The organism is Streptomyces sp. NPDC049954 (assembly GCF_040656295.1).
Taxonomy (GTDB): Bacteria; Actinomycetota; Actinomycetes; order Streptomycetales; family Streptomycetaceae; genus Streptomyces.
In genome coordinates, this window is the sequence record NZ_JBFALS010000015.1 from 65,337 (window position 1) to 84,911 (window position 19,575).

General features: G+C 73.9%; 18 protein-coding genes. 9 read left to right on the plus strand and 9 right to left on the minus strand.

Annotated elements, in window-relative coordinates; genetic code table 11:
- Nucleotides 1-45 precede the first annotated feature (45 nt).
- Nucleotides 46-912, minus strand: coding sequence for a biotin--[acetyl-CoA-carboxylase] ligase (locus AB0J21_RS28025; RefSeq protein WP_363148915.1), 867 nt, complete (start codon nt 910-912; stop codon nt 46-48).
- Nucleotides 913-1,166: 254 nt separating this feature from the next.
- Between AB0J21_RS28025 and AB0J21_RS28030 the strand changes: the two genes are divergently transcribed.
- The 4 genes from AB0J21_RS28030 to AB0J21_RS28045 all read left to right on the plus strand — a co-directional run bounded on the left by AB0J21_RS28030 (nt 1,167) and on the right by AB0J21_RS28045 (nt 4,106).
- On the plus strand, nt 1,167-2,783 hold the full coding sequence (locus AB0J21_RS28030; protein ID WP_363148916.1) for an acyl-CoA carboxylase subunit beta: 1,617 nt from the start codon (nt 1,167-1,169) through the stop codon (nt 2,781-2,783).
- 174 nt (nt 2,784-2,957) lie between these two features.
- Nucleotides 2,958-3,167, plus strand: coding sequence for an acyl-CoA carboxylase epsilon subunit (locus AB0J21_RS28035; protein ID WP_363148917.1), 210 nt, complete (start codon nt 2,958-2,960; stop codon nt 3,165-3,167).
- Nucleotides 3,168-3,254: 87 nt separating this feature from the next.
- Nucleotides 3,255-3,389: a hypothetical protein gene (locus AB0J21_RS28040; RefSeq protein WP_363148918.1), complete on the plus strand. Its 135-nt coding sequence runs from the start codon at nt 3,255-3,257 to the stop codon at nt 3,387-3,389.
- Between the two features lie 66 nt (nt 3,390-3,455).
- Nucleotides 3,456-4,106, plus strand: coding sequence for a Maf family protein (locus AB0J21_RS28045; RefSeq protein WP_363148919.1), 651 nt, complete (start codon nt 3,456-3,458; stop codon nt 4,104-4,106).
- Here the strand turns inward: AB0J21_RS28045 and AB0J21_RS28050 are convergent.
- Nucleotides 4,084-4,575 carry a hypothetical protein gene (locus tag AB0J21_RS28050; RefSeq protein WP_363148920.1) on the minus strand — a complete coding sequence of 164 codons (492 nt, stop codon included), beginning with the start codon at nt 4,573-4,575 and terminating at the stop codon, nt 4,084-4,086. The genes AB0J21_RS28045 and AB0J21_RS28050 overlap by 23 nt on opposite strands.
- A gap of 439 nt (nt 4,576-5,014) precedes the next feature.
- Here AB0J21_RS28050 and AB0J21_RS28055 point away from each other — a divergent pair, with 439 nt between their 5' ends.
- Nucleotides 5,015-6,787 carry a biotin carboxylase N-terminal domain-containing protein gene (locus AB0J21_RS28055; RefSeq protein WP_363148921.1) on the plus strand — a complete coding sequence of 591 codons (1,773 nt, stop codon included), beginning with the start codon at nt 5,015-5,017 and terminating at the stop codon, nt 6,785-6,787.
- A gap of 156 nt (nt 6,788-6,943) precedes the next feature.
- Nucleotides 6,944-7,573, plus strand: coding sequence for a helix-turn-helix domain-containing protein (locus AB0J21_RS28060; protein WP_363148922.1), 630 nt, complete (start codon nt 6,944-6,946; stop codon nt 7,571-7,573).
- A 24-nt stretch (nt 7,574-7,597) separates the two neighbouring features.
- Here the strand turns inward: AB0J21_RS28060 and AB0J21_RS28065 are convergent, their stop codons facing one another.
- From AB0J21_RS28065 to AB0J21_RS28075, 3 genes are all read right to left on the minus strand, one after another.
- Complete coding sequence (locus tag AB0J21_RS28065; protein WP_363148923.1) at nt 7,598-8,320, minus strand: DUF4328 domain-containing protein; 723 nt, start codon at nt 8,318-8,320, stop codon at nt 7,598-7,600.
- A gap of 144 nt (nt 8,321-8,464) precedes the next feature.
- Nucleotides 8,465-9,433: a DeoR/GlpR family DNA-binding transcription regulator gene (locus AB0J21_RS28070; RefSeq protein WP_363148924.1), complete on the minus strand. Its 969-nt coding sequence runs from the start codon at nt 9,431-9,433 to the stop codon at nt 8,465-8,467.
- 515 nt (nt 9,434-9,948) lie between these two features.
- Nucleotides 9,949-11,397 carry an NAD(P)H-quinone dehydrogenase gene (locus AB0J21_RS28075; RefSeq protein ID WP_363148925.1) on the minus strand — a complete coding sequence of 483 codons (1,449 nt, stop codon included), beginning with the start codon at nt 11,395-11,397 and terminating at the stop codon, nt 9,949-9,951.
- A 175-nt stretch (nt 11,398-11,572) separates the two neighbouring features.
- On the opposite strand from AB0J21_RS28075, the gene AB0J21_RS28080 reads away from it, so the two are divergent.
- The 3 genes from AB0J21_RS28080 (at nt 11,573) to AB0J21_RS28090 (ending at nt 14,794) form a co-directional block, all read left to right on the plus strand.
- Nucleotides 11,573-12,010: a gamma-glutamylcyclotransferase gene (locus AB0J21_RS28080; protein ID WP_363148926.1), complete on the plus strand. Its 438-nt coding sequence runs from the start codon at nt 11,573-11,575 to the stop codon at nt 12,008-12,010.
- Between the two features lie 212 nt (nt 12,011-12,222).
- Nucleotides 12,223-13,050, plus strand: a complete 828-nt coding sequence (locus AB0J21_RS28085; protein WP_363148927.1) for a purine-nucleoside phosphorylase — start codon at nt 12,223-12,225, stop codon at nt 13,048-13,050.
- A gap of 73 nt (nt 13,051-13,123) precedes the next feature.
- Nucleotides 13,124-14,794 (plus strand): phospho-sugar mutase, encoded by a 1,671-nt coding sequence (locus AB0J21_RS28090; RefSeq protein WP_363148928.1) that lies wholly within the window; start codon nt 13,124-13,126, stop codon nt 14,792-14,794.
- Nucleotides 14,795-14,881: 87 nt separating this feature from the next.
- Here the strand turns inward: AB0J21_RS28090 and gdhA are convergent, their stop codons facing one another.
- From gdhA to AB0J21_RS28110, 4 genes are all read right to left on the minus strand, one after another.
- Nucleotides 14,882-16,240 carry an NADP-specific glutamate dehydrogenase gene (gene gdhA / locus AB0J21_RS28095; protein WP_363148929.1) on the minus strand — a complete coding sequence of 453 codons (1,359 nt, stop codon included), beginning with the start codon at nt 16,238-16,240 and terminating at the stop codon, nt 14,882-14,884.
- A gap of 301 nt (nt 16,241-16,541) precedes the next feature.
- Nucleotides 16,542-17,501: an alpha/beta hydrolase gene (locus AB0J21_RS28100; protein WP_363148930.1), complete on the minus strand. Its 960-nt coding sequence runs from the start codon at nt 17,499-17,501 to the stop codon at nt 16,542-16,544.
- Nucleotides 17,498-18,610, minus strand: coding sequence for a LacI family DNA-binding transcriptional regulator (locus AB0J21_RS28105; RefSeq protein WP_363148931.1), 1,113 nt, complete (start codon nt 18,608-18,610; stop codon nt 17,498-17,500). Before AB0J21_RS28105 ends, AB0J21_RS28100 begins: the two co-directional genes overlap by 4 nt.
- Nucleotides 18,607-19,533 (minus strand): ROK family protein, encoded by a 927-nt coding sequence (locus tag AB0J21_RS28110; RefSeq protein ID WP_363149021.1) that lies wholly within the window; start codon nt 19,531-19,533, stop codon nt 18,607-18,609. Before AB0J21_RS28110 ends, AB0J21_RS28105 begins: the two co-directional genes overlap by 4 nt.
- Between the last annotated feature and the right edge of the window lie 42 nt (nt 19,534-19,575).

A 19,575-nucleotide genomic window follows, 5' to 3' on the forward strand; every position in this document is an offset into this window, starting at 1 on the left:
GGGTCTCCCCGACCGCGCTCCACGATACGGCAGGTGTGCCGTGGCTCACTCGCCGCCCGACCGGCCCGGTCGCCCGGGCGGGGGCCCGGTGGGGCGCAGATGGACGATGTCCCCCGCGCCCACGGGTTCGCGTACGCCCTCCTCGGTGGCGAGGACGAGGCGGCCGTCCCCGTCGACGGCCACGGCCTCGCCGAGCAGGAAGCGGTCGCCGGGCAGTTCGGCGCGCACCTCGCGGCCGAGCGTCGAGCAGGCGGCCGTGTACGCCTCCTGGAGCCGGGAGGCGGCGGGGTCGCCGTCGGCCGCGCGCCAGTCCGTGTACCACTGCTCGACGGAGCGCAGGACGGAGCGCAGGAGCGGGTCGCGGTCGGTGGTGAGGGCTCCGGCGAGGGCGAGCGAACCGGCGGCCGGGGTGGGCAGTTCCTCCGCGCGCAGCGAGACGTTGACACCGACGCCGACGACGACGGCCCCGTCCCCGGCGCCCTCGGCGAGGATGCCGGCGGCCTTGCGTTCCTGCCCGTCGATGGTCAGCAGCAGGTCGTTGGGCCACTTGAGGGCGGTGTCGACTCCGGCCGTGCGGGACAGGGCGGCGGCGACGGCGACCCCGGTGAGCAGCGGCAGCCAGCCCATGCGGTGGGCGGGGACCTCCGGTCGCAGCAGTACGGAGAAGAACAGCCCGGAGCGGGCCGGTGCCGTCCAGCGCCGGTCGAGGCGCCCCCGGGCCTGCGACTGCTGCTCGGCGACGAGCACCGCGCCCTCGGGCAGTCCGGCGGCGCGGGCCACGAGGTCGGAGTTGGTGGACCCGGTGGCGGCGACCACGTCGAGCGAGGTCCACAGCCCGCCCTCGCGCAGCAGCCCGCGCCGCAGGGAGCGCTCGTTGAGCGGCGGACGCCCCAGATCGGAGAAGGAGTTCATCCCCCTACCCAAACACGGATGCCGGGGAGCCCCGCGTACGGTCCGGGGCCGGCCGCCGCGCCGAGTGTGGCGAACGCCGCACCGCCGACTCCGCCCGGCCGCCGATAACCTACGGGCCAGTAGCGAAGACCCGGTAGCAGTCCGTAGCAAGACCCAAGAAGCCAAGCAGCCAAGCAGCCAAGCAGCCAAGCAGCCAAGCAGCCGAAGAGAACGTCAGCCCGCCGCCAGGCGCACCGCACTCAGGGAGCCGCACGATGTCCGAGCCGGAAACCGCCCCCGCGTCGGAGACCAGCCCCGTGACCGACGCCACCACCACCGCCGGCAAGATCGAGGATCTGCGGCGCCGGATCGCGGAGGCCCGGACCCCCGGCTCGGCCCGTTCGGTCGAACGCCAGCACCAGAAGGGCAAGCTGACGGCGCGTGAGCGCATCGACCTGCTGCTGGACGAGGACTCGTTCGTGGAGCTGGACGAGTTCGCGCGGCACCGCTCGACCAGCTTCGGGCTGGCGGAGACCCGTCCGTACGGCGACGGCGTGGTGACTGGCTACGGGACGGTGGACGGCCGCCCCGTCGCGGTGTTCTCGCAGGACTTCACGGTGTTCGGCGGGGCGCTGGGCGAGGTCTTCGGGCAGAAGATCGCGAAGGTCATGGACTTCGCGCTGAAGAACGGCTGTCCGGTCGTCGGGATCAACGACTCGGGTGGCGCGCGCATCCAGGAGGGCGTGAGCGCGCTCGGCATGTACGGCGAGATCTTCCGCCGCAACACGCATGCCTCGGGGGTGATTCCGCAGATCAGCCTGGTGGTCGGCCCGTGCGCGGGCGGCGCCGTGTACTCCCCGGCGATCACCGACTTCACGGTCATGGTCGACAAGACCTCGCACATGTTCATCACGGGGCCGGACGTGATCAGGACGGTGACGGGCGAGGACGTCGGCTTCGAGGACCTGGGCGGGGCCCGTACCCACAACGCGACCTCGGGCGTGGCCCACCACATGGCGGCCGACGAGAAGGACGCCGTCGACTACGTCAAGTCGCTGCTGTCGTACCTGCCGTCGAACAACCTGAGCGAGCCGCCCGCCTTCCCCGAGGAGGCCGATCTCGCGGTGAGCGACGAGGACCGCGAGCTGGACACCCTCGTACCGGACAGCGCGAACCAGCCGTACGAGATGCGTACCGTCATCGAGCACGTCCTGGACGAGGGCGAGTTCTTCGAGACGCAGGAGCTGTTCGCGCCGAACCTCGTGACGGGCTTCGGCCGGGTCGAGGGCCGCCCGGTGGGGGTGGTCGCGAACCAGCCGATGCGGTTCGCGGGCTGCCTGGACATCGACGCGAGCGAGAAGGGCGCGCGGTTCGTGCGCACCTGCGACGCCTTCAACATCCCGGTGCTGACCTTCGTGGACGTCCCCGGTTTCCTCCCGGGCGTCGACCAGGAGCACACCGGCATCATCCGGCGCGGCGCGAAGCTGATCTACGCGTACGCCGAGGCGACGGTCCCGCTGATCACCGTCATCACCCGCAAGGCCTTCGGCGGGGCCTACGACGTGATGGGCTCCAAGCACCTGGGCGCCGACCTCAACCTGGCCTGGCCGACCGCGCAGATCGCGGTGATGGGCGCGCAGGGCGCGGTGAGCATCCTGCACCGCAGGGCGCTGGCCGAGGCCCCGGAGGAGGAGCGCGAGGAGCTGCGCGCCCGGCTGGTGCGGGAGTACGAGGAGGCGCTGCTCAACCCGTACTCGGCGGCAGAACGCGGCTACGTCGACGCGGTGGTGCTCCCCTCGGACACCAGGGCGCACATCGTGCGGGGCCTGCGTCAACTGCGCACGAAGCGGGAAACGCTCCCTCCGAAGAAGCACGGCAACATCCCCCTGTAGGCGTCCGGAACACCCGGAACGTCCGGCACACCCAAGGCGAGTGAGCCGAAGGGCGCGTGGGTGTCGAGAGGGCCGTCGCGCGCGGGCCCGACGAAGGAGGGCCGAGCACGTCGGCTCTCTCGACACCCACTGAGGCGCCCGGAGGCGAACCGAGCCCCCGAAAAAGGAGCAGCGGTGATCAAGGTGGTGCGGGGCAATCCCAGTCCCGAGGAGCTGGCGGCGGCGCTCGCCGTCGTACGGGCGCGCGCGGCGGCCGTGGGCGCCGGGGAGGGCTCCGGCGCGCCGTCCGGGCCGGACGCCTGGTCGGACCCGGCGCGGGTGGCGGCGCACCGGCTGCCCGCGCCGGGCCCTTCGGCCTGGGTCCGTTCGGCATGGCCGCGCTGAGCCGGGGGCGCCTCGCGGGCCTCGCGCGGCGCGGTTGAGTACGCGTACTCAGGCGCGCCGCGCGGGGCCGGACGCAGCATCGGAGGCATGTTGTGGTCCGATCCGCGTGACGAGCCGCCCGAGGAGTTGCGCGCCGCAGAGCGGATGGTGCGCCGGGCGGGCTTCGTCGTGGCCCTCGCGATGGTCCTCGCGATGGGCGTGATCGGGCTGGGCCTGCTCTGAACGCGGTGGGCCGCTCGCGTCGGCACCGCTTCCGGGGCGCCGTGCCCGGCGGCCTACGATCGGGCCATGACCCCTCCCAGCGAACCGGCCGACGTGCGCGCGGCCTCCGGCTCCGCCGTCCGTCGGCGGCTCGTGCTCGCCTCCCAGTCCCCCGCCCGTCTCGGTCTGCTGCGGCAGGCCGGTCTCGCTCCCGAGGTGATCGTGAGCGGGGTCGACGAGGACGCGCTGTCCGCGCCCACCCCGGGTGAGCTGGCCCTGCTGCTCGCCGAGGCGAAGGCCGGCGCGGTCGCCGCGCGGCCCGAGGCGGCGGGGGCGCTCGTGGTGGGCTGCGACTCGGTGCTCGACCTCGGCGGCGCGGCGCTCGGCAAGCCGGCGGACGCGGCGGAGGCGAGGGCCCGCTGGCAGGACATGCGGGGCCGCTCCGGCGCGCTGCGCACCGGCCACTGCGTGATCGACACGGCGAGCGGGGCCCGCGCCTCGGTCACCTGCTCGACCACGGTCCGCTTCGGTGAGCCCTCGGACGCGGAGATCGCCGCGTACGTCGCGAGCGGTGAACCGCTGTACGTGGCGGGGGCGTTCACGCTGGACGGGCGTTCGGCGCCGTTCGTCGAGTCCATCGAGGGGGATCACGGCAACGTGATCGGCCTGTCGCTGCCCACGCTGCGCCGGCTGCTGGCCGAGGTGGGCACGGGCATCACGGAGCTGTGGACGGACTGATCCCGGGCGGGCCGGCCGGGGCGGGGTCCCCGTCCGCGTCGGACGCGGGCCCGGAGTCGCCACCGGTCTGTCCTCCGGCGGCCCGGTTCTCCGCGAGCAGCAGCCACACGAGCAGGCCGAGGACGACGAGCAGGAAGACGGACACGGCCGGGCCGGTGAGCGCGAACGTGAGCGCGGCGAGCACCCCGTGCAGGACGGCGGCGACGATCAGCAGGACGCGCCCGGTGCGTCCGGGGGCGCGGCGGCGCAGGGCGCACAGCAGGGCGACGGTGGCGCACAGGGCGAGGAAGAGCCCGGCGACCACGGCCAGGACGTAGGTCGCGTCGACGACGAGGCCGGGGTCGGTCCCCGCGAGCGACATCGTCTGGTTGTCCACGACCGTGCCCAGCGTCAGGCACAGCAGGATCACCCCGAGCGTCTCGGCCAGGAGCAGGAGCCCGGTCACCCAGGCCACGACAGTGCGTGCCACGACACCCCACCCGCTTCCGCTGTTACCGCCAGTACGTCAGGGTCCCGCCGTACGTTACTCATGGGTAAAGGCATCGGCAAGGGCCGTGCGGGGAGCAAAGAAGTCCGGCCTGTTTAGTGGGGACTCCACAAAGAAAACCGCTGCCGCGCGGTCATGGCGGACAGAGACCTTCGTCACCTCGCAGGGCTACGCTGACCGGAGAAACAGCCGGGCCCTCCCCGTGACAAGGGTTTTCGGGGAGAGCGGGAGATCACGACCGCGTTCTGTGGGCAAGCTCACTTTCGGGTGCCGGTCGCCGCCGCGTGTCGGCAGTCCCTAAACTCGGCGTGTTTGAGTGAGTCTTCCCATGGCCCGCGACGGCTCCCGGAACCCTTCGGCACGAGTCCGGACGGGTCCCGGGGAACGTCCCCCGGGACGAGACAGCAAGGAGGGAGCCATCGTGCGCAAGGTGCTCATCGCCAACCGTGGTGAAATCGCCGTCCGTGTCGCCCGTGCCTGCCGGGACGCGGGTATCGCGAGCGTGGCCGTGTACGCAGAGCCGGACCGGGACGCCCCGCACGTCCGCGCCGCCGACGAGGCGTACGCCCTGGGCGGTGACAGCCCGGCGACGAGCTACCTGGACATCGCCAAGGTCCTGCACGCGGCCGAGGAGTCCGGCGCCGACGCCGTGCACCCCGGCTACGGCTTCCTGTCCGAGAACGCCGAGTTCGCGCAGGCCGTCCTCGACGCCGGCCTGACCTGGATCGGCCCCCCGCCGCAGGCCATCCGCGACCTCGGCGACAAGGTCGCCGCCCGCCACATCGCCCAGCGCGCGGGCGCCCCCCTGGTCGCCGGTACCCCCGACCCGGTCGGCGGCGCCGAGGAGGTCGTGGCCTTCGCCAGGGAACACGGCCTGCCCATCGCGATCAAGGCGGCCTTCGGCGGCGGCGGACGCGGCCTCAAGGTCGCCCGCACCCTCGAAGAGGTCCCCGAGCTGTACGACAGCGCGGTGCGTGAGGCGGTCGCCGCCTTCGGCCGCGGCGAGTGCTTCGTGGAGCGCTACCTCGACCAGCCCCGGCACGTCGAGACCCAGTGCCTCGCCGACCAGCACGGCAACGTCGTGGTCGTCTCCACCCGCGACTGCTCCCTCCAGCGCCGCCACCAGAAGCTGGTCGAGGAGGCCCCGGCGCCGTTCCTGAGCGAGGCCCAGGTCGCGGAGCTGTACTCCTCCTCCAAGGCCATCCTCAAGGAGGCCGGTTACGTCGGCGCGGGCACCGTCGAGTTCCTCGTCGGCAACGACGGCACGATCTCCTTCCTGGAGGTCAACACCCGCCTCCAGGTCGAGCACCCGGTGACCGAGGAGGTCTCCGGCATCGACCTCGTGCGCGAGATGTTCCGCATCGCCGACGGCGAGGAACTGGGCTACGACGACCCCGAACTGCGCGGCCACTCCTTCGAGTTCCGCATCAACGGCGAGGACCCGGGCCGCGGTTTCCTGCCCGCCCCCGGCACCGTCACCCTCTTCTCCCCGCCCTCCGGCCCCGGCGTGCGCCTGGACGCCGGGGTCGAGACGGGCTCGGTCATCGGCCCCGCCTGGGACTCCCTCCTCGCCAAGCTGATCGTGACCGGCGCGACCCGCGAGCAGGCGCTCCAGCGCGCGGCCCGCGCCCTGGACGAGTTCCGCGTCGAGGGCATGGCCACCGCGATCCCCTTCCACCGCGTGGTCGTGCGGGACCCGGCCTTCGCCCCCGAACTCACCGGCTCCAGCGACCCGTTCACCATCCACACCCGCTGGATCGAGACCGGGTTCGTCAACGAGATCAAGCCCTTCGCGGCCTCCTCGGACACCGACGCGGACGAGGACGCGAGCCGCGAGACAGTCGTGGTCGAGGTCGGCGGCAAGCGGCTTGAGGTCTCGCTGCCCTCCTCGCTCGGCATGTCGCTGGCCCGTACCGGTCTCGCGGCGGGTGCCAAGCCCAAGCGCCGCGCGGCCCGCAAGTCGGGACCGGCCGCGTCCGGCGACACCCTCGCCTCACCGATGCAGGGCACGATCGTCAAGGTCGCCGTCGAGGAGGGCCAGGAGGTCAAGGAGGGCGAACTCGTCGTCGTCCTGGAGGCGATGAAGATGGAGCAGCCGCTCAACGCGCACCGCTCCGGCACCGTCAAGGGCCTGGCCGTCGAGGTCGGCGCCTCCCTCACCTCCGGCGCCGTGATCTGCGAGATCAAGGACTGACACGGGTCCGCGGACCGGCAGGACGGCGGGCGGCACCCGGGGAGACCGGGGAGCCGCCCGTCGTCGTCCCGAGCCTCCGTCGCCACCCTCGGACCGGCCCGTTCGTGATGCGATGCTGTGGACGCACGCGTGCGACGCAGGACACGGAGGACGAGGATGGCCGCACCACCCGAACCGGACCCCGCCCCGGCCCGGACGGCCCCCCGGGAGCGCCCCCTGCGCGCCGACGCCCGGCGCAACTACGAACGGCTGCTCGCCGAGGCCCGTACCGCGTTCGCGCAGGCCGGTACGGAGGCCTCGCTGGAGGACATCGCGCGCCGCGCCGGAGTCGGCATCGGCACGCTCTACCGCCACTTCCCCGACCGGTACGCCCTCATGGAGGCGGTGTTCGCCGCCGGGATCGCCGCGCTGTGCGCCGAGGCGGAGCAGTTGTCCGCCGATCCCGCCCTGGAGGCGAGTGAGGCGCTCGCCGGGTGGCTGGGCTCCTACGTCGCGTACGCCACGACCTACGGCGGTCTCTCCGGCGCCCTCGCCGAACAGGGCCGGATGACGTCCTGTCACGACATCCTGTCCGGGGCGGCGGCGCTCCTCCTGGTCCCCGCGCAGCGCGCGGGCTCGGTCCGGGCCGCCGCGAGCCCGCACGACGTCCTGCTGCTCACGACCGCCGTGGCCTGGGCGGCGGAGCGGCTCCCCGAGGGCGACGAGGAGGGGCGGGGCAGACTGCTCGGGCTCGTGCTCGACGGCCTGCGGACGGGCCACCGGCCGCCACCGGGGCGACCGGGCTGACAGGCACCCCGGGACGCAGGACGCTCAGTCGCCCTCGGTGCCTCCCGGGACGCCCCGCCGGCCGGGTGCCGTCACCTCGTCCTGGTCGCGGCTGAGCGCGAGCACCACCAGGGCGGCGAAGCCGGCCGCGACGATGATCACCACGTCGTTCAGGAGCGCGCTGCCGAAGGCGGTGTGCACCTGGTCGACGGCCTCGGTGTCGTCCTGGGCGAGCCCCGTGCCGCTGGCAACGGTGCTCCACAGCCACAGCAGCCACCACACGTTGACGTACCAGGGGGTGCGCCGCTCCTCGGGTGCGAGGCCGCCGCGGGCCCCGGCGCGCCACACGTCCACGACGATGCCGCGCGGGAACCACAGGGCGACCACCGGGACGAACCAGCCCAGCAGCAGCCACATCCTGCGGTAGCGCTGGGCGCCGGGGGCGAGCACGTCGGCGTTGTCGCGGGCCCGGCGCAGCCACAGCAGGAAGGCCAGGACGCTCAGCAACAGCGTCACGGTGTACGCGTCGTCCAGCCAGTGATAGGTCTGCTCCAGCGAGGTGAGCGGCGGGTGGTAGCCCTCCTCCCGCTCGCTCTTGGGGATGTACGCCGCGGTCTCGTCGTGCAGCCGGAACTGCCACACCACCATGGCCAGGCGCGCGAGCACCAGGAGGCCGAGCGCCCCGGCCGCCGTCCAGGCGTGCGGGCGCAGCGCGGGCAGGGCACGGGCGGAGCCGGGCGGGGGTGTACGGGAGCCGGTGAGCGTCATGGTGGCCTCCACGACCGGGGGACGGCGGCCTGGGGAGGCCGGTGGGGGGCTGCTGACGGGCCGTGGGCACGGCCCGTCCGTCCCCCTCCTAGACCGCTCGCACGGCCGCGTGGTTCCCGGGGACCGCGCGCGCTGGTCCCGCCCTCAGCGCCGCCGCAGGTCGGCGACCCGGGCGCGTTCACCGACCGGCCCCTGGTCCCCGGCCGTGGCGGAGCCGCGCGGCGGCCCCGGCGGCCCGCCCTGGACGTGTGCGCGGCGCTGGCCGGGCAGCGGTACGTCACGGCCCTGGGCGCGGGGCTGCTTGCGGGCCTTGCGCTCGGCGCCCGGTTCGGCGGGCGGACGGGAGGGCGGGGGCTGGGCCCCGGCGACGGAGATCTGCACGCCCTGGTCGGCGAGGGCCTGGAGTTCGGTCGCGGCGCGTTCCTCACCGGGGTGCGGTTCGTCCGTGACCAGCCGGGTGATCAGCTCGGTCGGCACCGTCTGGAACATCGTGTCGGTGCCGAGCTTGGTGTGGTCGGCGAGGACGACGACCTCCGCGGCGGACTGCACGAGGGCCCGGTCCACGCTCGCCGAGAGCATGTTGGACGTGGACAGCCCGCGTTCGGCGGTGAGGCCGCTGCCGGACAGGAAGGCCCGCGACACGCGCAGCCCCTGGAGGGACTGTTCGGCGCCGCTGCCCACGAGCGCGTAGTTGGAGCCGCGCAGGGTGCCCCCGGTCATGACGACCTCCACGCGGTTGGCGTGCGCGAGGGCCTGCGCGACGAGCAGGGAGTTGGTGACGACGGTGAGGCCGGGCACCCTGGCCAGCCGTCTGGCCAGCTCCTGGGTCGTGGTCCCGGCGCCGATCACGACGGCCTCGCCCGGCTCCACGAAGCCCGCGGCGAGATCGGCGATGGCGGTCTTCTCGGCCGAGGCCAGCCGGGTCTTCTGCGGGAAGCCCGACTCGCGGGCGAAACCGCCGGGCAGCACCGCCCCGCCGTGCCGGCGGTCGAGGAGCCCTTCCGCTTCGAGTGCCCGCACGTCCCGCCGTACGGTCACTTCTGAGGTCTGGACGACGCGGGCCAACTCCCGGAGCGATACCGCCCCGTTGGCGCGCACCATTTCGAGGATCATTTGACGACGTTCTGCAGCGAACACAAAACTGACAGTAACTCGGGTGACCGTCTGCTTTCACCGGTTTCCGCCGAGTTACAGATGTTGTCCGCACACGACCCCCCGAAGTGGTATACGGGGCGCACCGCCGTACGCCGCCCCCGCCAGTTCGGCCACCGGTCCGGTGAAGGCGCAGGTCAGCGGCGCACCGGACGGGGCGCGCGCGCAGCCGCCCCGGGGGCGGGAGTTCCGCGCCGGGGCGGACGGGCCTGTCCTCGGCGGAACGTTCCTGACCTCCGCGCGCCGCTATACGCCCGAACCCGGCCGCCATCTGCCCGTCGTGGGACGGAAGTCGGCGCTCCGTCGGGGAGCGCCGGCCCCTCGGCCGGAGTCTTGCCGAAACCGGGGCCCGAGATCACTCGTTCGAGGGCGCGGCGCCGTCGTTCCTCAGGGTTCCGCAGGGCGACACGCCCGGGACCGTCACGTGTCCCGGGCGGACGGGGGTGTTCCGGGCGGACGGGCCCCGGCGGACCGGGTCAGAGTTCCTCGGCGACCTTGACGGTGTGCAGCTGGCGGGCGACCTCGGCGACCGAGCCGGACAGCGAGGGGTAGACGGTGAAGGCGTTCGCGATCTGCTCGACCGTCAGGTTGTTGTCGACGGCGATCGAGATGGGGTGGATCAGCTCGCTCGCGCGCGGGGCGACGACGGTGCCGCCGACCACGACGCCGGTCCCGGGGCGGCAGAACAGCTTGACGAAGCCGTCCCTGATGCCCTGCATCTTGGCGCGCGGGTTGCGCAGCAGCGGCAGCTTCACGACGCGGGCCTCGATGCGGCCGCTGTCGACGTCGGCCTGGCTGTAGCCGACGGTGGCGATCTCCGGGTCGGTGAAGACGTTGGAGGAGACGGCCTTGAGGTTGAGCGGGGTGACCGCGTCGCCCAGGAAGTGGTACATCGCGATGCGGCCCTGCATCGCGGCGACCGAGGCGAGCGCGAAGACGCCGGTGACGTCGCCGGCCGCGTAGACGCCGGGGGCGCTGGTGCGCGAGACCCGGTCGGTCTTGATGTGCCCGGAGTCCTTGAGCTTGACCCCGGCCTCCTCCAGGCCCATGCCCGCCGTGTTCGGGATGGCGCCGACCGCCATGAGGCAGTGCGTGCCGGAGATGGTCCTGCCGTCCGCGAGGCTCACCTCGACGCGGTCGCCGACCCGCTTGACGGCCTGCGCGCGGGAGCGGGCCATGACGTTCATGCCGCGCCTGCGGAACACGTCCTCCAGGACGGCGGCGGCGTCCGGGTCCTCGCCGGGCAGCACGCGGTCGCGGGAGGAGACGAGGGTGACGCGGGAGCCGAGCGCCTGGTAGGCCCCGGCGAACTCGGCGCCGGTGACCCCGGAGCCGACCACGATCAGTTCCTCGGGCAGCTCCTCCAGGTCGTACACCTGGGTCCAGTTGAGGATGCGTTCGCCGTCGGGCCGCGCGTCGGGCAGTTCGCGCGGGTGGCCGCCGGTCGCGACGAGGACGGCGTCGGCGGTCAGCCGCTCCTCGGAGCCGTCGGCGGCGGTGACGACGACCGTGCGCGAGCCGTCGTGGTCCTGCTGGCCCTCCAGCCGGCCCCGGCCGCGCAGGACGCGGGCGCCGGCCCGGGTCACGGAGGCGGTGATGTCGTGGGACTGGGCGAGCGCGAGGCGCTTGACGCGGCGGTTGACCTTGCCGAGGTCCACGCCGACGACCCGGGCCGCCTGTTCCATGGGTGGGGTGTCGTCCGCGACGATGATGCCGAGTTCCTCGTAGGAGGAGTCGAAGGTCGTCATCACCTCCGCGGTGGCGATCAGGGTCTTCGACGGCACACAGTCGGTGAGCACCGACGCGCCGCCGAGGCCGTCGCAGTCCACGACGGTCACCTCCGCGCCGAGCTGGGCGCCCACGAGGGCCGCTTCGTATCCGCCGGGTCCGCCACCGATAATCACGATCCGAGTCACATACCCCATTGTCCCGCACCCTTCAAGAGCCTTCGCCCCCGGCCCCTCCGTCCGGGTGTGCCCTCGCTCACGTATGCCCCGCGGGCGCCGGAGCACGACGGTGGGCCGCGTGCGCGTCCGGGACCGCCGCTCGCTCCCCGCGCTCCCCCCTGCTCCCGGCGTCCACTGCCGTACCCTCGTCCCCATGTCGCTCTACGCTGCGTACGCCGGCAATCTCGATGCGCGGCTGATGACGCGCCGCGCACCCCACTCGCCGCTGCGCGGCACCGGCTGGCTGAACGGCTGGCGGCTGACCTTCGGCGGTGAGCAGATGGGCTGGGAGGGCGCGCTCGCCACGATCGTGGAGGCCCCGCGTTCGCAGGTCTTCGTGACGCTGTACGACATCGCCCCGCTCGACGAGGACTCGATGGACCGCTGGGAGGGCGTCGGCCTCGACATCTACCGGCGCATGCGGGTACGGGTGCACACCCTGGACGGCGAGGAGCCGGTGTGGCTCTACGTCCTCAACGGCTACGAGGGCGGCCTGCCCTCCGCGCGCTACCTGGGCGAGATCGCCGACGCCGCCGAGTCGGCGGGCGCCCCCCACGACTACGTGATGGAACTGCGCAAGCGCCCCTGCTGAACGGGGCGGACGGCGTCGTCCCGGGCACCCCGAGGCGTGACGCCCGTGCGGTTCGCGCCAAACCCCGCACCCCCCGCCGCCCCGGGTCCGCCCCGTGGTCCGGCCGCCTGAACAGGCTGGTCCGGGCCCCGGGGCCCCACGGCGGAGACGGCAATCAGGTCGTTATCGGAGGCGTCTACGCGCGTAGGACATGAGCGGCTACGCTCGTCCGCGTGAACGCATCTGTTATTCCGGACGACATCCAGGGCGGCCCCTTCGCGGCCGCGGAGGCCGCCGCCGCGCGGCTGCGCGAGCTGACGGGCGCCGAGTCCCACGACGTGGCCCTGGTGATGGGCTCGGGCTGGGTGCCCGCGGCGGAGGTGCTCGGCGCGGCCGACCACGAGCTGTCCTTCACCGACCTGCCCGGCTTCCCGCCGCCCGCCGTCGAGGGGCACGCGGGCCGCATCCGCTCCTACGGGAACCTCGGCGGCAGGCGCGCGCTCGTCTTCCTGGGCCGCACCCACTTCTACGAGGGCCGGGGCGTGGCCGCCGTCGCGCACAACGTGCGCACCGCGGTGGCCGCCGGCTGCAAGACCATCGTGCTGACCAACGGCTGCGGGGGGCTGCGCGCCGGGATGCGGCCGGGCCAGCCGGTCCTCATCAGCGACCACATCAACCTCACGGCGACCTCGCCGATCGAGGGCGCGAACTTCGTCGACCTCACCGACCTGTACTCGCCGCGGCTGCGCGCGCTGTGCAAGGAGATCGACCCCTCCCTCGAAGAGGGCGTCTACGTGCAGTTCCCCGGCCCGCACTACGAGACGCCCGCCGAGATCGGCATGGTCCGCGCGATGGGCGGGGACCTGGTGGGCATGTCCACCGTGCTGGAGGCCATCGCCGCGCGTGAGGCCGGGGCGGAGGTGCTCGGCATCTCGCTGGTCACCAACCTCGCCGCCGGTCTCTCCGGGGAGCCCCTCAACCACGAGGAGGTCCTCCAGGCCGGCCGTGACTCGGCGGCGCACATGGGCGATCTGCTGGCCCGCGTCCTCGACCGCATCTGACACCCGCGTACGCCGCGACACCCGCCCCCTCCCGCACCTTCGTACCCCGCACGCACGAAAGGGCCGATCCACCGTGGTGGAACTGGACGAGAAGGACCTCCTCGAACGCGCCGGCCGCTGGCTCGCCGAGGACCCGGACCCCGACACCCGGGCCGAGCTGTCCGCGCTGATCGACAACCGTGAACTCGACGCGCTCGCCGACCGGTTCAGCGGCACGCTCCAGTTCGGTACGGCCGGGCTGCGCGGCGAGCTGGGTGCGGGGCCGATGCGCATGAACCGGGCGGTGGTCCAGCGGGCCGCCGCCGGGCTCGCCGCCTTCCTGAAGGACCGGGGCAAGGGGGACGGCCTCGTCGTCGTCGGCTACGACGCGCGCCACAAGTCGGCGGACTTCGCGCGCGACACGGCGGCCGTGCTGACGGGGGCGGGCCTGCGCGCGGCCGTACTGCCGCGCCCGCTGCCCACCCCCGTACTGGCCTTCGCGATCGGTCACCTCGGGGCGGTCGCGGGCGTCGAGGTCACCGCGAGCCACAACCCGCCGCGCGACAACGGCTACAAGGTGTACCTCGGCTTCGGCTACCCGGACCCGGCCGAGGGCGCGGGCTCGCAGATCGTGCCGCCCGCCGACGCGGAGATCGCGGCCGGTATCGAGGCCGTGGAGTCCCTGGCGGACGTACCGCGCGCCGATGCGGGCTGGGAGGTCCTGGGCGAGGACGTCCTGAACGCCTATCTGGAGCGCACCGACCGGGTGCTGGCGGGCGGCAGCCCGCGCACCGCCCGCGTCGTGCACACCGCGCTGCACGGCGTGGGCACCGAGACGGTGCGGGCGGCCTTCGCGCGGGCCGGTTTCCCCGCACCGGTCCCCGTCCCCGAACAGGCCGAGCCCGACCCGGACTTCCCGACGGTCGCCTTCCCCAACCCGGAGGAGCCGGGGGCGATGGACCTGGCCTTCGCGACGGCCCGCGCCCTCACCCCGCCCCCCGACCTGATCATCGCCAACGACCCGGACGCGGACCGCTGCGCGGTGGCCGTACCGGACGCCGCGCGGCCCGGGGGCTGGCGGATGCTCACCGGCGACGAGGTCGGCGCCCTGCTCGCGCTGCACCTCGTGCGGCGCGGGGAGCACGGCGTGTTCGCCGAGTCCGTCGTCTCCTCGACCCTGCTCGCCGCGATCGCCCGCGCGGCGGGCCGCCCGCACGCCGAGACCCTCACCGGTTTCAAGTGGATCGCCCGGGTCCCCGGACTGCGCTTCGGCTACGAGGAGGCGCTCGGCTACTGCGTCGACCCCGAGGGCGTACGCGACAAGGACGGCGTCACGGCGGCCCTGCTGGTCACCGAGTTCGCCTCCGTCCTCAAGGAGTCGGGCCGCACCCTCGTGGACGCGCTGGAGGACCTGGCGCGCGAACACGGGACGCACGCGACGCGTCAGGTCTCCTTCCGCGTCGCCGACCTCTCCCTGATCACCGCGGCGATGGCGCGCCTGCGCGCCGAGCCCCCGGCGTCCCTGGGCGGCCTGTCCGTCCTGAGCGCCGAGGACCTCGGCGAGGGCCTGAACGGCCTGCCGCCGACCGACGGCCTGCGGTACGTGCTCGGCGGCTCCGGGGTGCGCGGCCGGGTGATCGTCCGCCCGAGCGGCACCGAGCCGAAGCTCAAGTGCTACCTGGAGGCCGTGGGCGACCGGCGGGAGGCCGGGGAGGCGCTGGACCGGGTCGCGCGGGACGTGTCCGCGCTGCTGGGACTGGCGTAGGCCCCCTTTCACCGGGCCCCGTTCCCGGCCGGGCTTCCCCGCACCTCGTACGGGGAAGCCCGGCGGGAGCCGGACGGCTCGCTGCCTTCAGATGACGCCCTGCGCCAGCATCGCGTCGGCGACCCGCTCGAAGCCGGCGATGTTCGCACCCGTGACGTAGTCGCCCGGCGCCCCGTAGCGCTCGGCGGTCTCGTGGCAGGTGGTGTGGATGTCGTTCATGATGCGGGTCAGCTCGTCCTCGACGCGGGCCGCCGTCCACGAGGCGCGCGCGTGGTTCTGGGACATCTCCAGCGCGCTGACCGCGACCCCGCCCGCGTTCGCCGCCTTGCCGGGCCCGAAGGCCACTCCGGCTTCCCGCAACAGGTGGACGGCCCCCGGGGTGGTCGGCATGTTCGCGCCCTCGGACACGGCCTTGACGCCGTTGCGGATCAGCGCGGCGGCGTCCTTCTCGTCCAGCTCGTTCTGGGTGGCCGAGGGCAGGGCGATGTCGGCGGGGACCTCCCAGACGCTCCCGCCCGGCACGAAGCGCGCGGACCCGCCGCGGCGCTCGGCGTACGTGCTGATCCGGCCGCGCTCGACCTCCTTGACCTGCCTCAGCAGACCGAGGTCGATGCCCTTCTCGTCGACCACGTAACCGGTGGAGTCCGAGCAGGTCAGCGGGTTCGCACCGAGGGCGAGCAGCTTCTCGACGGTGTGGATCGCGACGTTCCCCGATCCGGAGACGGTCGCCGTGCGGCCCTCCAGGTCCTCGCCGCGCTCGCGCAGCATCGCCGCCGTGAACAGGACGTTGCCGTACCCGGTGGCCTCGGGGCGGATCAGTGAGCCGCCCCAGCCGGGGCCCTTGCCGGTGAGGACGCCGGCCTCCCAGCGGTTGGTGATCCGCCGGTACTGCCCGAACAGGTAGCCGATCTCCCGGCCGCCGACCCCGATGTCACCCGCGGGGACGTCGGTGTGCTCGCCGATGTGCCGCTGCAGTTCGGTCATGAACGCCTGGCAGAACCGCATGACCTCCGCGTCGCTGCGGCCGTGCGGGTCGAAGTCGCTGCCGCCCTTGCCGCCCCCGATACCGAGGCCGGTCAGCGCGTTCTTGAATATCTGCTCGAAGCCGAGGAACTTGACGATGCCGAGGTTCACCGACGGGTGGAACCGCAGACCGCCCTTGTACGGGCCCAGCGCGCTGTTGAACTCGACCCGGAAGCCGCGGTTGACGTGGACGCGGCCCCGGTCGTCCTGCCACGGCACCCGGAAGACGATCTGCCGCTCGGGCTCGCACAGCCGCTCGACCAGCCCCGGCTCGGCGTACTCGGGCCGGGCCACGAGCACGGGGGCGAGAGTCTCCAGCACCTCGTGGACGGCCTGGTGGAACTCGGGCTGGGCCGGGTTGCGGTGCTCGATCTCGACACGCAGGGCGTCGAGAGCGGTGTTCATATCGGGTCGCGTGGTCACGGGAGCCCTTTCTGGCACGGCCGCCACCGGAACCGGACCGGTACACCGGACCGGCACACGGCACGGCTGCGGCCGGTGAGGGGCGCTCGGCGCCATTGCCGCGCGCGGGGGGTATCAGTGTGACGTCCACGTAAACACCATGGCCGACCGCTAGGGCCAGGGGCGTTCACGATGCGAGACCCGGCCTGCCCCAAAGTGGTATTCAGGGGCCGATATCCCCCGGTTCGCTCTCCGTGCTCCCGTTCGCGGGCGCGTCCTCGTCCGGCCGAAGCCTCAGCGGACGTATACGAACGGGCTCACGTCACGCTCTCCGGCCCGGGCCGTGCAGGGCGCGTCCGAGGACCGCGGCCTCCTCGTCGAGTTCCCGCCGGGAGACTTCGGCCCCGGACACCCCGACCGATCCGTGGAAGGTCCCGGGGAAGAGATGGAGTTCCACCGGGACCCCGGCGGCGAGGAGCGCCTGGGCGTAGGCGATGCCCTCGTCGCGCAGCGGATCGAACTCCATGGCGGTGATGTACGCCGGGGGAAGCCCCGAGAAGTCCGTGGCCCTCGCGGGAGCGGCGTAGGGCGACACTCCGTCACTTCCGGGCAGGCCCGGACCGAGGTAGCTCTCCCAGCTGAGCACGGCGTTCTCGCGCCACCAGCCGGGGGTGTCGGTGAAGCTCCGCATGCTGGGGGTGTCCAGCCGGTCGTCCAGTGCCGGGGTGCCCAGGTACTGGAAGCAGAGCGCCGGCCCCGCGCGGTCCCGGGTGAGGTGGGTGAGGGCGGCGGCGAGCCCGGCGCCCGCGGACTGGCCGTAGACGGCGATCCGGGAGCTGTCCACGCCGAGTTCCGGGGCGGCCTCCGCGAGCCACACGAGGCCCGCCCAGCAGTCGTCCAGCGCCGCCGGGAACGGATGCTCGGGTGCCAGCCGGTAGTCGACGGCCACCACGAGGGCACCGGTCTCCCGGCACAGTCTGAGGTCCCGGGAGTGGACCGCGTCCAGTGAACCCAGGACGAACCCCCCGCCGTGGATGTCGTACACGGCCGGACGCGACCGGCCGGCCGGAGCGGACGGGGTGAACAGGCGCAGGGCGACCGGGGGCCGGCCGGCGCCGCCGGGGACGGTCACGTCCCGCACGGTCACCGACGGATCCTCGGGCAGGGGGTTGGCACGCAGCCTCCCGGCCGCCTGCTCCCGCGCGGCGGGTATGTCGCAGAGGTCCGCGGGGCGCAGTCCGGGCAGGGCGGCCCGCAGTTGTCCGTCCAGACGGTGGTTCACGTCCTGCCCCGCGAGGGGGCGGGGCCGCGGGCGGCCGGGGAGTGGTCGACGACCGAGGTGGGGAGGATCGCGCGGGCCAGCGGCGCCCGCTCGTCCGTCCCCGTCCGACGGTTCTCGGCGAGGCGGCCGAACAGGAGGTCGGCGGCCCTGCGGCCCAGCGCCTCGGGGGCGTAGGACACGACGCGGAGCGACAGGTCGAGCATGTCGGCGAGTTCGAAGTCGTCGAAGCCGAAGATCGCGACCCGGCGCGGGTGCGGCCGCACCACGCGGGCGACACCCAGCGTGTTCCGGCTGTTCGCGCAGAAGAAGGCCGTCGGCGGCTCGGGAAGTCCGAGCATCCGGGTGGCCGCCCGCCGGGCCGACTCGATGTCGCGCTGCTCGCACCGCACCAGGTCCTCGTCGAGGGCGAGGCCCGACTCCTCCAGGACGGCACGGTAGCCGCGCAGTCGCTCGGCGCTGGTCCACGCGGCGGGCGGCCCGAGGAACCCGATGCGCCGGTGGCCGTCGGCGACGAGCAGGGAGGTCGCCTCCCGCGCGCCCCCGAAGTCGTCCAGCAGCGCGCAGTCGACCTCGATGCCGACGGGCGGCCGGGTGGCGAGGACCACGGGGATGTCGTTGAGCTGGGCCGGGGCGAGGTGGCCGTGGTCGGGGCCGGCCGGCACGACGATGATCCCGTCGACCCGGCGCGCGGCGAGGTCGTCCACGATCTCGCGTTCCTGTTCGACCCGGTCGGCGGTGTTGCTGACGACGACCTTCATCCCGTGCGCGGAGGCCACGGCCTCGACGCCGAGCGCGAGTTGGGAGTAGAAGGGGTTGGCCAGGTTGGTGACCACCAGGCCGATCATCCCCGTGGTGCGGCCCAGCCGCAGCCCCCGGGCGAGTTCGTTGCGGCGGTAGCCGAGTTCGGCGGCGGCCGAGCGGATCCGCTCGGTGGTCCGCGGTGAGACCCTCGGATCGCCCCGCAGGGCCCGCGACGCGGTCATGGCGCTGACCCCGGCGCGCAGCCCCACGTCGTGCAGTGTGGGCGGCGCCGCCCCCCGGGCCCGGGTGGTCTCCTGACGGGTGCTCGGGGCGGCGGGGCGCTCCGGCTCACGACGCGAGTCGGTCATGTGTCCTCCCCTCCCCGGCGCACGTCGGCGCGGGGTGCCGCACCCACCTGCCGCACGTGCAGGGCGGCTCCCAGAAGGGGCGCCGCCACGAGTCGTTCGGCCCTGCGCAGCACGATATCGGTACGCGGCCCGGCCTGCGTGATGCCCGCGTCCACGGCAGGCCGCACCAGGTCCCACGCTCTCGCGACGGAGCCGCCCACGATCACGGCCTCGGCTCCGAAGGCGCTCAGCCAGGGCGCGAGCGCGGCCCCCAGCGCGTGGAAGGCCCGGTGCAGGACCCGGCCCGCCACGGCCTCACCGGCCCGGGCACGTTCGGCGAGGTCGCGGACGTCGACCCCGTCGTCCGGGGAGTGGCCCGTCTCGGCGGCGTACCGCCGCAGGAGGGCCCGCCGGGAGACGGTCTCCTCCAACGGGCGTCCGTCGATGGTGAGGAGATGCACGTGCCCCTCGTGGGGGACGCCCGGGCCCTCGTCGGCCAGGGCCCCGTCGGCGAGGAAGGCCGATCCCACTCCGGTGCCCAGGGTCAGGCCCACCACCCGCCCGTGGCCACGCCCCGCTCCCACGGCCCACTCGCCGAGGGTGAAGGCGTGGGCGTCGTTGAGGAAGCGGAAGTGCGCTCCGGCGCCCGGCAGTCCGGCCGTCAGGGCGCGTCCCAGATCGGTTCCGGCCAGCGCGTCGAACTTGCCGACGCCGCTGAAGCGCGCGACGCCGCGGGCGTAGTCGAAGGGGCCGGGCACCGCCGCGCCCCAGGTCGCCCCGGGTGGCGCGGCCACCTCCCGGGCGCAGGCCAGCACCGCGCCGAGGATCTCCTCCGCCGGGGCGCCGGGGTCGAGGGCGGCGTGCCGCACGCTGTCCTGGAGCACGGCCGCCCGCCCGGTGTCCACCAGGGCCGCGGTGACGTGCGTCCCGCCGATCTCCAGCACGGGGGTGGCGTGCGGGCCGCCGGTCCCGGGGACGGGGACGGC